This is a genomic window from Nostoc sp., from assembly GCF_036917775.1.
GTDB lineage: Bacteria > Cyanobacteriota > Cyanobacteriia > Cyanobacteriales > Nostocaceae > Nostoc.
Window position 1 is genome coordinate 95,911 of record NZ_JBALEQ010000027.1, and the last position, 12,235, is coordinate 108,145.

Below are 12,235 nucleotides of genomic sequence, written 5' to 3' on the forward strand. Positions count from 1 at the left end.
ATGGGAAATTGCTCAAGGGTTACTTATTATTATCGATAATGAGATGAACTTTGTGGCACAATCGCTAAAGTCTTAAGCAATTTTTGTCGTATTAGTATAGCTAAAAGTGAGATGAGCGATCGCATTACAGAATACTTTCCACTTAAGTCGATAGCGATTGCCTACGCCACACTACGTGATCGCAATCATTAAATTGTATGATTTGACTCAAAAATATGCTTGAGAATGAGGGAAGGCAATGGATATGGACAGGATTGATATCAAGTATAGAATCGGAAATTTATACTAAAGTCCATAAGGATTTTATACAGACAAATTGTATCCTGTATCTTAGCATTATGCTGTAGTTAGGCTATTGATGGAGGAAAGTTGAGATGAGCAATGTCCAAAGACAAGCCACCTTGCGTCCCGGTACGGTTGGACATCAGAAAGCAAATACATCCACTTTTCTGAATCCATCCCTTGCCTCACCAAGTATTCCAACGCTGGCGAACCCAATACGCGGCTTTGGCTCCCAAACAATAAGTAAGTCATCAACAGACCTGCAAGAGGTGCAGTCTGCTGATGAGCAACAAATAAAATCTGAACCAATCAAACAATCGCCTTTGAGTCATGACATTAGTCGTATGTCATTGCGTCCACAAAAAGCATTCACCGAAGGCGTGATTAATAGATTAGAAAATGCGGTTATTCAGGGAAGTGGTATAAAAAACGCCTCTTATGGAGCCGACGTTGTGACTACTGGTGGTGGACAAAATCTTCCAGAACCTGTCCTAGCAAAGATGCAGACAGCATTTAATGCAGATTTATCAGATGTAAAAATTCATACGGATGGTCAAGCAGAAAAGCTAGGTTCTCAGGCTTTCGCATCTGGTAATAATTTACATTTTGCTCAGGGAAAGTACGATCCGGAAAGTCAATCTGGTCAAGCTCTAATTGGACATGAATTAAGCCATGTAGTACAACAACGACAGGGACGGGTTAATATCCCAAAACTACCTGGAGAAGGGAATTCCATAGTTGTGCAAGACCAAGCTTTGGAAGCAGAAGCTGATGTACTAGGTAATAAGGCAGCAGCAAGCCCTGATGCAATCAGGAAAGAGTCTATTCAAGCCAAGAAAATAGAAGGAACTGTAAGCAAGGCAGTTCAGCAAAAGCCAATTGTACAAAATGCTCTACCAGTAATTGGTGCGATCGGTGCTTGGGGTGCTAGTCTGGCAACTGAATCAGCAGCAGCAGCAGCAACCGTAGCAGCAGCAACCATTCAAGCAGGACAAGCTGCTGCACAGGTAGGAAGTGCGCTTGCTCCTGGACAAAGCGGTGTTCAAAGCGTTCAACTAGATAATGGATATATGTCACCTGTAGACAAACAAAAACTACAGTTGATTACCCAATATCGTTTAATTAATGCCTATGTGAGTCACTGGAAACGACAGCATCCTGATGTACCCCTAGCTCCACCGACCCAAGGAACTGTTCCAGCTGCAACGCCAGCCCCAGCTCCAACGCCAGCCCCAGCTCCAACGCCAGCACCGACTGCATCAGATTCACCTAATCAATCTGGTGGCACTTTGGATTTAGCTATTTTGGAAGCTGTAAAGGCAGAAGTTCAGTTGCAGATTGAAACACTACTTAATACAAACCAAAAAACAACAGACAATGTAGAATTTATTTGGTCAGACAGTGGAGATCACACCCCAGATACAATTGGTACTGTTGGAGCAGTTGGGTTTAGCAATATTAGAGGAACTTTTATCAAGGAAACTCTGCAATTAAGTAGTGATGCAGCTCAAATCCCGAACTTAGATCCGCCCAGCAGGGGTCAAGAGATGGATGTTAGACAATTCCGAGGTGGAAGTATGCGCCGGGGTTCTTCAATGTCCATTGGCTACGGTGATTCGTTATCCATCAATTTGACAGGTAGCGGCCCGACAATTAACCATGCGGGCAACAATGGTCATGGAGAACACACTTACTCTACTGACTGGAATTGGGATGGCAATACAACACAAGGAGATTTCCCTCTGTATATTCTAGTCGATGGAACACCTGTATTTAATATTGCAAAATGGAACGGTACGCCGGACGATAATTCCTATTTTTAGGTTTGACTTTACCTAGCAGAAAATTTCCTGAAACGCTCAAAATAATTGCTAAATAGTGAAGAAGGAATTTTCATTGAAAATCACAGATTCCCGACTTTTTTGAGAAGTTGGGATCTGTAACTTTCACTAATGATTATGATGCTATATGATAGTCACTTGATTCCTGCTTATTAAAGCCATCTAAGCTTCATGAATGGAAGAGATAATTTCCACTTAAGTCCATAGCGATTGCCTACGGCACACTACGTGATCGCAATTAGATAAATTTTATGATGTGTGTTATCAATATCCCTTGGTTGAGCCATAAATGAAGGAAGGGTGATATGAGCAATGACGGACAACAAGCTTCTGGGCATCTACGCATAGTTCAGCGCCAGAAAACAGGTATATCCAATTTTATAAATCCGTCTCTTGCCTCATCCACTATTCCCACACTGGCTTCTCCAATGCGTGGCTTTGGTTTACAAACAAATAATCCTCCAATCCAAAGACTAACTGAAGCATCAACTGAGCTTCAAGAAGTGCAGTCTGCTGATGAGCAATTCTTGGAACCAGAAGCTGTCAAACAACAGCCTCTTAGTCATGATATTAGTCGTATATCTTTGCATCGTCCCCAAACAAAACTCACGGTTGGTGCGCCAGACGACCATTATGAGCAGGAAGCCGACCGAGTTGCCGATCAGGTTATGCGAATGGCTGAACCAGAGCCAATAGGTTTGCAGAATACACACACTCAAGACCAAGTGCAAACTAAGCCTCTAGCCTCTGCCATAACTCCCTTAGTGCAACGGGAGGCAATGCCAGAAGAGGAAGAGGATTTACAAACTAAACTTATTAATGCACCTATCCAAAGAGAGATTTTACCAGAAGAAGAATTACAAACTAAGCGATCGCTACAACTCGCTACCAATGACAGCTTCCAAACTGGGGACAACTTTGAGAGTCGCCTAAACAGTAGTGAAGGTGGAGGAAGCCCGTTACCAGATACAGTGCGTTCTTTCATGGAACCACGTTTTGGTACAGATTTTAGTCAAGTACGGGTACATACAGGCACTCAATCGGTGCAAATGAATCAGGATTTAAATGCCCAGGCATTTACCCACCAGCAAAACATTTTCTTTGGTGCGGGTAAGTCACCAGGTAATGATGCCTTAACCGCCCATGAACTGACTCATGTGGTGCAGCAGACGGGAACAGCCCAGAGAAAATTGATTCAACGGGCAATTAACCCCACATACGACCTGACACACGGTATTTTTGAAGTAAATGCCACACCAAACGGTGCGAGTTTACCGATTACTATTCGTTTCAAACCCAAAACCACCGCTCCCTACTCTAACCAGATTGGACTGATTCAGATTGTGCGTCTGACAAATGCTACAGGTACAAATGTCGAACCTCAGTCTTTACCTGCTGCTACCGGTGCTAGCCTCCGTACCACTGCTGATGCAACCACGGGAGTTGAGGGCGGATATTTCACTGATGCGCTGCACAATGATGCACCTGCTCACGGTGGTACAGGAACCAATGCCCCAGCCGGAAGTGCATTACCTGCCCAGTACCCCTTTGGCAACGACCCAGCCCAACCCAATCCCGCAACCCCTGGACTTTCACGACCCTTTTCTAGTGGTGCAAGCGGAGCCACTATTGGTTACAAACGCTCCGATGACCCCACCGATATCAAAGCAGCAGAACTAACCGATGCTCCCGGAGGGGCTGGTGAGTTCAACTTCGATTTTCAGACGGTGGCTAAGGGAGAAGACACCATGACAACTTACGGAGCGCTTCATTGGGGCTTCCAAATCCGTGCTGGCAAAGTTGAGAACGATCAGGCATCAGCACAGGATGGTCAATCTGCCACCTTCGATGCCGCTTTGCAGAAGCATCAAGATTTTTACGTACACGAACCAGTCATTTTTTACTTTGATTTCGACAGCGACCAACTCAGTTCCAGCGAAACAGGCAAGATTGATACATTCTTAGATTACCTGCGGCGATTCCCTGATGTTAAAGTAACTCCTGAAGGCTTCGCTGACAGGCGCGGCGGTGCATCTAAGCATAATCTGGATCTATCTCTACGCAGAGCGCAGGCAGTGGGAGCAGCCCTGCGTGCTAAGGGTGTAGCTGAAGCTCAAATTAGTGCTGTTACTATCGGCTCTGGTTCAACCGAAGACTTTACCCCTGATGCCACTACTAACCAAGATACAGAAGCAAATCGTCGGGGCAATCGCCGAGTCGTTTTGAGCTTTCAGCATGTGCCAGCAGCAGCTCCAGCAGGGGGAGGAGCGACACCGTGATCTTGAGGACGAGCGGAATATTCGTGATACTTTTGATGCTGGCGATCGGAGGAAATTTGTATATGAATAATCAAGAAGCTACCGCGACACCTATGGAGCAGATCAAAGCACGTCTCTACTCCACAGATCAAGACACTAGCGCTTTAGCACTCGGTGAATTGATCCGTTTAGGCAAAAAAGCTACCCCGGTTTTATTGGAAGCTTTGACTAACCCCAACCCCCGTACCCGTAGGCTTGCAGCCGAGGGACTAAGTGAAATTGCTGATCCCGCTAGTGCCGATGCTTTGTTCCAAGCCACCCATGATACTAATCCAGAAGTGCGTGCCCGTGCTGCCACTGCCCTACACCAATTAGGGGATAAACGTTCATTGTCCGCTTTGGTCGCTACCCTTGATGATTACCCTGATATTCTGCACAATCCCTACACAGCTTCGATGTATCCTTTAATGCGGGGTGGAAAAGAAGTTTTACCTTTGGTAATTCCTCTTTTGCAAGCATCAAACGATCTCACTCGTGAGCGGGCTTTTTTGATTGTTAAGGCTGTAGTGAGTAAGCTTCCCCAAGGACAAGACTGGAATCAGTTGTGGCAGAGTTTGGGAAGTTATGATCCCGCAGGCCAAAAGGCAGAACGTGACAAGGCTGCTCAAAAATGGCAGGAATGGTTGAGCAAATAATTTAATTAGTCACAAAAAAACTAAGGATGTTACGAAACGTAAATAGGCTTAAAACCTTTACTAATGACCGAATGGCACTAAGAAAACCTGAAACCTTTGTTTGAGGGAGGTGTGGGAGGTGTGGGAGGATGGGGAAAAAATCTGGCTCCCCACACTTAAAAGCCAGTTAAATCAAGGGTTTGCGCTTATCTTAGTGCCATTCACTAATGACCAATGACAAATGACAGCCTTAGCCAGTTAGCTTTAATTTCGCCAATCTACTTACCCATTAGTAGCGGAGTTACCTAACCGTATTATCGATTCCCTCTACGATTCTTGAACCCAAACAAAGCGCGATGGTGAGCGATGCCGCTGCTGCTAGCGCCGCTACCGTCCGAATGTGATTCCAGATTGTCCAGTTGGTTAGGTAGCTAGCCCATAGGCTCGCCCCTTCAGTGCTGTCCAGCTCGACTTTCGCCAGGGCTTCGTTGAGCGGCACATTGAAAACTATTGTCACACCTAATGTACCCACGAGGTAGAGCAAGCTGCCGAGAAGCAAGTAGGCGGCACCGGGTTGATGCCACTTTAATAGCGAGGAGATTAAAAGAAAGATACAAGCAGCAGCCGTTCCCAAAAACGCTGTCATAAAAAATGGATTGATTACCGTGATATTGATGGATTGCATAGCGGCAATGCCTTGCGGTGGTTTCAGCCGAGCAAGGGCGTTCATCACGAAAGTCGAGAAGGCGAAGAAGACTCCGGCTATCAGCCCGCAGCCCAGTGCCGAGAAAAGCTTTAATGCGAAATAATATTGTTGAGTTATCAAATGTTGCAGCATCGCCTCACCGAAAAAATGGGTTGGGTATGAAGCCCCGTCCTTCCAGGACGGCTTTTGTTAAATGCCAGCTACTTTCTCAGGACTTTGTTGTAATACTGATACCAAATTTATTTGGTATTCTTTAGAATCGCTTTCAATACGAATAAATTCATTTAATGGTTTATAGGTATCGAAATTTTTCAGATTTTCTTCTTTATTTATAGCATTCTCTAAATAACTTAATGCTAATGTTGAAGTCACATAAATATTTCCGTGCTGTTTGAAGCCTTTTATGATTTCAGCTTCAGTTGGATAATCCTTTACTAAATGTTCGGCTAGATAGCCTTTTAAAATTATTCCTTTCAAGCCCGTTTGTTTGTAACCTTCTTTAGCTATCATCAACGATATAGCCTCATCATCGAGATTAGGAAAATTATCGTAATCCTCAAAAAATGGGCAAACAATTTTCATGAGCTTTTTGACAGGATTTTTAACTTTACCGTAGTTGGGATCTTGCTGTTTTCTACGTTTTGATTCACCCATGATATATCTCCTAATTAATCAAATGAATTGTACACACACCTAAAGGGTTTGGTCATCCCGTCAAAGTGAATTTTCGTATATCTTTTACTTTAGAAGCGATCATTATAGCAGTTCTCGACAAATGTAGAGCCAAAAAAATTGCGGCAAATTTTGAATAATTTGCTATCTAATGCAATTAAATATTCACCATAGGAGGAAATATTGATTTGAGTTTATCCCAGCAACAAGAAACAGTAATTTTTCAGGTTCAAGATAAAGGGATTGGAATTCCAGTTACATAACAATCCCAATTATTCACTTCTTTTTATAGAGCTAGCAATGTAGGTAATATTTCTGGGACAGGATTAGGATTGTCAATTAGTGAAAAAAGCTATTGATTTACATCAAGGTAAAATTACTGTAGAAAATGAAGTAGGGATAGGCACTAAAATTACAGTCCTGCTCCCATTAAATTCCCCAAAGCTTATCAAGGGTGCCATTAGGCATAGTAACTCCTAGAGAGTGCCAAGATTGCTGCCGAATGTATTGATAATAAGTGAATTATTCTTTAAAATTATCTACTGTTACGCTTATAATTTTATCCGTATTGTCTCGTAATTTTTTAAAAATTCAAATAGGATTCCTATAGTCATACTTAGAAATCAATATATTTGGTAAAAATAAATTTAAAAGGTGATAAAATTAACATGAAAATATACAAAATAAACATAGTGAAAGATAAAAACTGACACTTTCTTGAAAGTCTTCTAGCAAACAAACGTAAAACAAACATGAAATCTCTCATTTATTGTTGAATGGTTGTATTCCTGACATTTTTGTTACACGTAAACTCTTTACATCTGGAAAAACGTATGTTTAATTTGATTCAGTAGATAGCAAAAGCAAATGCTTAACTAATACTAAAAATCAACAATGAGTTAAGGTGTAAAATCATGGCAGTTGAAAAAACTAATTCTTCTTCAAGTTTGGCAGAAGTTATTGATCGTATCTTAGATAAAGGTATCGTTATCGATGCTTGGGTACGTGTTTCCCTAGTTGGTATTGAACTACTTGCAATCGAAGCTCGGATCGTTATTGCTTCTGTTGAAACCTACCTGAAATATGCAGAAGCTGTAGGTCTAACACAATCAGCTGCTGTACCTGCTTAATTATTAAGTAGATGCAGTCAAATTAGAATTACAATCTGATACCGTTTTTTTGTGAAGTCATCTGTAGCAAATTCTCTCGATTTCTCCTCTTGTTGTGTCCATTGTGATTTGTTTTTATTTTTCGATGATCTTGATATTTCTAAATCAAGGTTTATCTAAGGATAAAATGCCAAAAACAGATATTTTTAAAGCTACATTATCTGGAATAAATTGTCCAGATAGTGTAGTTTACTGATGATTGTAATAATATTGTGGAGGACTTCATAACACTACCATCTTCAGTTTGTCCATTTTCCATAATCTAGGTTTGACCGAGATGTTGATTTCAGCTCCATACAATACATTTTACTTTGTTGCCGAGCCTCGATAAATTCGCTCCATTTGCTCTGGAGAAAGCACTGTCATGGGAAACCATTCACGTGTAGAAATAGGGAGTTCTTGGGAGGATTGAAAGGGTCGTTGTTGAGTTTTAGTGAAATGTATTTCCACATTGCTAGTTGAAGATGGGCTAAGTAATGTCTCATCTATTTCCGATGGGAGAAGCTGATTTTGGGGCAAGACATAGGCATGTTTTTGTGGATCGTATGCCAAAATTTCTCCCGTCTCGATTTGATAAATCCAAGCATAAATACTGATTTTACCTTGGTGTAGCTTAGAGCGGATCACTGGATAAGTCCGCAAATTTTCTATTTGGGTGAGTATATTCTCAGCAATAATTATTTCTAATAGTTCTTCCCCTTCGTAGTGGCTATAATTGTCTTTTACCAGTCTTCGGGTTGCCTCTGCATACTTGAGCCAGTCATGTACAAGCGGCATTTCTACCCGCAAACTGTCTAACTTCATTAATCCTTTCATAGCACCACAATGAGAGTGACCACAGACAATAATTTGCTGAATATCTAATGCTTGAATAGCATATTCAATTGTTGCACCTTCACCTCCATTCGTCGCACCAAATGGTGGAATAATATTGCCTGCATTACGGATAACGAACAATTCACCTAAGCCGGCTTGTGTAATAAGGTTTGGATCGATACGCGAATCTGAACAGGTAATAAATAGGACTCTGGGCTTTTGACCCTGAGAAAGTTGTTCAAACAGTTCTTCATTGGCGGGAAAATAACTACTTTTGAATTCGCGCAAACCTTTAATCAATTTTTTCATAGGAGTACCTAAATAAACAAGTAATACTTGGAAGTTTTGATGAGGATTTAATTCTAAAATTAAGGAAGTAGGGACTGGTTATATATATAAATAGATTGACTTAATTGATAGGCTTTTGACATTACACTATCGGCTTAGTAAAAGGGTGGAATTCATTCTCTGATTGTTTAAGTAGTCTTATAAAACTACTCTCTTTAGCCGCAGTTTTAATGTAAGATATATCTATAATTAGTAATAAATTTAGTATTTTTATCCTTCCACTCATCTAATTTCCCATTCTCTATCTACATAAGCGATCGCCCACTGTGGAAATTTCACCAAAGAGAGCAGGGGACAGGGGGAAGAAAGCAGGGGGAGAATTAAATCCAGCATAGGCGGTCAGACCAGTGACCGACAGCAGATCGAGCGATCGCTAGTTTGATGTAAGCTGCCAACGAACGGCTTTCACGTTGGGCTGAATCAGCATACACTGATTTTGGACTAATCAAAGTGGTTGCCCTTATACAAACAATGAGCGAAAGTAAGATACCAGAGATTCTGGAAACCTTCGAGGCAGACTTGCTGTCGGAGTGGACGCAGGAGTTAGCCACTGTCAATATTCGGAAAGGCTTGATTAAAGAAGCCGAGCTAAAGGAAGAGTGCCGGGAATTCCTGAGCTTGTTTCGGATCGCCGTTGGGCAGGGCAAGTTGACCAATATTCAAGCAGCAGTGTGGGAGGATATGCGAGAGATACTAACTAGCATTTCTCGATCGCGATCGCAAAAAGGTTTCACATCATCAGAAACAGCTACATTCATCTTTTCGTTCAAGCAACCCCTCTTCAACCGAATGCGTCAGCAATTGAAAGACCCCATTCAGTTGGGTGAAGAGATTTGGCTAGCCACCAACTTACTGGATCAGCTGGGATTGCTGACAATTGAAGTGTATCAAAAGGCGCGGGAAGAAGTGATTTTGCGACAGCAGGAAGAGTTGATGGAGCTGTCTACCCCAGTGATTAAACTTTGGGACGGAATTTTGGCATTACCCATTATCGGCACCCTGGATAGTGCCCGCACGCAAATGATGATGGAGTCGTTGTTGCAGAAAATTGTTGAAACCGGGTCAGAAATTGCCATCATTGATATTACCGGAGTTCCCACCGTGGATACCCTCACCGCTCAACATCTGCTCAAGACCGTTACTGCTGCCCGTCTTATGGGAGCCAATTGTATGATCAGTGGTATTCGTCCTCAAATTGCCCAAACGATCGTTTATCTCGGCATTGATTTGACTAATATCACAACGAAGGCAACCTTAGCCGATGCCTTTCTCACGGCGCTAAAACATTTGGGAGCGACGATTACCCGCTCTCAACCCAAATAAGTGGATAGGAAAAACCAATGGAATCTATTCCTATACTCAAAATGGGTAATTTCCTGCTGGTGACGATTCAAGTGGATATGCACGATCACCTTGCCATGATGCTACAGGATGATTTGACCAACCGCATCGCTCAAACTCACGCTCACGGTGTCTTGATCGATATTTCTGCATTAGATATTGTTGATTCCTTCATTGCTAGGGTTTTAGCGAACATTGCCAGAATGTCACGGGTGATGGATGCCCAAACAGTTGTCGTTGGAATGCAGCCTGCTGTGGCAATTACGCTGGTGGAATTGGGGCTGTCGCTGACGGGCATTTGCACTGCCTTAAATGTAGAAAAGGGAATGGCATTGTTGCGATTGCCTCCGGCACGGCAGGGCCGAACGCTTCCAACGGGCGGGACGCTATCATCACTCGATGAAACCACAAATCAGGTCGCTGCCACCAAATGGAGTGCAGATGACGATGCAGAAGATTGAAACAATCGACATTCAATCTTCTGGTGATGTAGTTTTAGTTCGGCAAGCTGTGCGCCAACTGGCCGTGGAGATTGGCTTTGGCTTAGAGCCTGTCAAGAAACAACTTTTACAATTTATTATCTAGAAAGCTTACTGAGAAAGCATTTCTAGCTCAAAAGAGGCAAGGTTGTTACATGACAAGCTCTTAGTAGACCAAACTAAAATTGTGACCGCCGCCAGTGAGTTAGCCCGCAATACCCTAGACTATGGGGGAGGTGGCACAGTAAAACTAGAAACGCTTCAGGAAGGGAGACAACGAGGGCTCCGGCTGACCTTTGAAGATCGAGGCCCGGGAATTCCCGATATTGATCTGGCCCTGAAGGATGGGTTCACCACGGGTAGTGGGTTGGGTATGGGACTGGGTGGTGCCAAACGACTCGCTAACGAGTTTGAGATTCAGTCTGCGGTGGGAGAAGGAACACGGGTAATAATTGTACGATGGAAATAAAATGAGAGAATCTGTCGCCATTACAATTACTGAATCTAGCCAGACTGGGGAAGCGCGACGGGTAGCGATCGCTTTAGCAACTCGGCTCAGTTTTCAGGAAACGCAACGGGGCAAGGTTGGCATTGTAGTGACAGAGATTGCGAACAATCTGATCCAGCACGGTCAGGGTGGAGTTTTATTGCTAAGATTGCTCGAACACGATTCAGCGATCGGGATTGAAGTCTTATCGCTAGATAAAGGACGGGGAATGGTTGATGTGGATGAGTGTTTGCAAGATGGCTTTTCCACAGGCGGAACCTTAGGCCATGGACTGGGTGCAATTTCTCGCCTCTCTGGTTTATTTGAAATTTACTCCATTCGCAACCAAGGGACAGCGCTCCTCGCTCACCTCTGGTCAGACTCGACACCCCATCCGCCGGATAAGACCTTAGAAATTGGGACGATCTGTTTGCCCAAACGAGGCGAGGAGGTTTCAGGAGATGCCTGGGCATATCAAGTGGATCGTTGCCGCAGCCTGTTGCTAGTAGCTGATGGTTTAGGGCATGGGCCTGCGGCGGCTACTGCTTCCTCTAAAGCCGTAAGAATTTTTCAAGAACACGATCGCTCTCCTGGTGCGATCGTCGAAGCTGCCCACGCCGCCTTGCAAAGTACGCGAGGAGCAGCACTCGCCATTGCTGAAATCGACTTTGAACAACAGTGTGTCCGCTTTGCCGGCATTGGCAATATCGCTGCCAGCATTTTCTCCTTTACTGAACGCCACCATCTGATATCTAACAACGGCACAGTGGGACATGAGATTCGCAAAATTCAAGAGTTTAGCTATCCCTGGTATGCCAACGGACTTTTAATTATGCATTCTGACGGATTAGATACTAAGTGGCAGCTCGATCGCTATCCAGGCTTAAGTCAAAAACATCCCAGCTTGATTGCAGGTGTCTTATACCGAGACTTTAACCGAGACCGGGACGATGTGACGGTGTTAGTGGCTAAGGGAATGGGCAATTAGGGCAGGAGGGAGGGAGCAGGGGGAAAGAGGCTTTTGCGAGAATGGCACAGATGCCTTAATCATAAGTGAAATCATAAGTGCTCAGAGGGTGACAAGCGACCTATAAAGTTTGCTGCATAAGGGAGAGGGCAGAAAAACCACGCTGAAAATAGAGTTGTTTATGAGGTTTGAGGG

At 43.4% G+C, this 12,235-nt stretch carries 13 protein-coding genes; 9 read left to right on the forward strand and 4 right to left on the reverse strand.

Features of this window, described 5'->3' with window-relative positions; genetic code table 11:
• The first annotated feature begins 374 nt into the window (after positions 1 to 374).
• The 3 genes from V7K69_RS05300 to V7K69_RS05310 all read left to right on the forward strand — a co-directional run bounded on the left by V7K69_RS05300 (position 375) and on the right by V7K69_RS05310 (position 5,076).
• The gene (locus V7K69_RS05300) at positions 375 to 2,105 is read left to right on the forward strand and encodes an eCIS core domain-containing protein (RefSeq protein ID WP_335032036.1); all 1,731 of its coding nucleotides are present in this window, start codon (positions 375 to 377) and stop codon (positions 2,103 to 2,105) included.
• Positions 2,106 to 2,428: 323 nt separating this feature from the next.
• Positions 2,429 to 4,402, forward strand: coding sequence for an eCIS core domain-containing protein (locus tag V7K69_RS05305; RefSeq protein WP_335032038.1), 1,974 nt, complete (start codon positions 2,429 to 2,431; stop codon positions 4,400 to 4,402).
• Positions 4,403 to 4,464: 62 nt separating this feature from the next.
• Positions 4,465 to 5,076, forward strand: coding sequence for a HEAT repeat domain-containing protein (locus V7K69_RS05310; protein ID WP_335032040.1), 612 nt, complete (start codon positions 4,465 to 4,467; stop codon positions 5,074 to 5,076).
• A 280-nt stretch (positions 5,077 to 5,356) separates the two neighbouring features.
• Here the strand turns inward: V7K69_RS05310 and V7K69_RS05315 are convergent, their stop codons facing one another.
• Together V7K69_RS05315 and V7K69_RS05320 are read right to left on the reverse strand one after the other, a co-directional pair.
• On the reverse strand, positions 5,357 to 5,893 hold the full coding sequence (locus V7K69_RS05315; protein WP_335032042.1) for an anthrone oxygenase family protein: 537 nt from the start codon (positions 5,891 to 5,893) through the stop codon (positions 5,357 to 5,359).
• Positions 5,894 to 5,950: 57 nt separating this feature from the next.
• Positions 5,951 to 6,415, reverse strand: a complete 465-nt coding sequence (locus V7K69_RS05320) for a hypothetical protein (protein ID WP_335032044.1) — start codon at positions 6,413 to 6,415, stop codon at positions 5,951 to 5,953.
• A 932-nt stretch (positions 6,416 to 7,347) separates the two neighbouring features.
• Between V7K69_RS05320 and gvpA the strand changes: the two genes are divergently transcribed.
• Complete coding sequence (gene gvpA / locus V7K69_RS05325; RefSeq protein WP_015080752.1) at positions 7,348 to 7,563, forward strand: gas vesicle structural protein GvpA; 216 nt, start codon at positions 7,348 to 7,350, stop codon at positions 7,561 to 7,563.
• 345 nt (positions 7,564 to 7,908) lie between these two features.
• Here the strand turns inward: gvpA and V7K69_RS05330 are convergent, their stop codons facing one another.
• Positions 7,909 to 8,727 (reverse strand): carbonic anhydrase, encoded by an 819-nt coding sequence (locus V7K69_RS05330; RefSeq protein ID WP_335032046.1) that lies wholly within the window; start codon positions 8,725 to 8,727, stop codon positions 7,909 to 7,911.
• A gap of 359 nt (positions 8,728 to 9,086) precedes the next feature.
• Entirely contained in the window at positions 9,087 to 9,215 is a 129-nt protein-coding gene (locus V7K69_RS05335; protein ID WP_335032048.1) for a hypothetical protein, read from the reverse strand.
• Positions 9,216 to 9,237: 22 nt separating this feature from the next.
• Here V7K69_RS05335 and V7K69_RS05340 point away from each other — a divergent pair, with 22 nt between their 5' ends.
• The 5 genes from V7K69_RS05340 to V7K69_RS05360 are packed head-to-tail and all read left to right on the forward strand — an operon-like array spanning position 9,238 to position 12,061.
• A complete protein-coding gene (locus tag V7K69_RS05340; RefSeq protein WP_335032050.1) occupies positions 9,238 to 10,089 on the forward strand; it encodes an STAS domain-containing protein in 852 nt (283 codons plus the stop codon).
• Between the two features lie 17 nt (positions 10,090 to 10,106).
• Positions 10,107 to 10,568 carry an STAS domain-containing protein gene (locus V7K69_RS05345; RefSeq protein WP_335032052.1) on the forward strand — a complete coding sequence of 154 codons (462 nt, stop codon included), beginning with the start codon at positions 10,107 to 10,109 and terminating at the stop codon, positions 10,566 to 10,568.
• On the forward strand, positions 10,555 to 10,692 hold the full coding sequence (locus tag V7K69_RS05350) for a hypothetical protein (RefSeq protein ID WP_335032054.1): 138 nt from the start codon (positions 10,555 to 10,557) through the stop codon (positions 10,690 to 10,692). The genes V7K69_RS05345 and V7K69_RS05350 overlap by 14 nt, the downstream gene beginning before the upstream one ends.
• A 42-nt stretch (positions 10,693 to 10,734) precedes the next feature.
• Positions 10,735 to 11,055 carry an anti-sigma regulatory factor gene (locus V7K69_RS05355; protein WP_335032056.1) on the forward strand — a complete coding sequence of 107 codons (321 nt, stop codon included), beginning with the start codon at positions 10,735 to 10,737 and terminating at the stop codon, positions 11,053 to 11,055.
• Between the two features lies 1 nt (position 11,056).
• Positions 11,057 to 12,061, forward strand: a complete 1,005-nt coding sequence (locus V7K69_RS05360; protein WP_335032058.1) for a SpoIIE family protein phosphatase — start codon at positions 11,057 to 11,059, stop codon at positions 12,059 to 12,061.
• Positions 12,062 to 12,235: the final 174 nt, after the last annotated feature.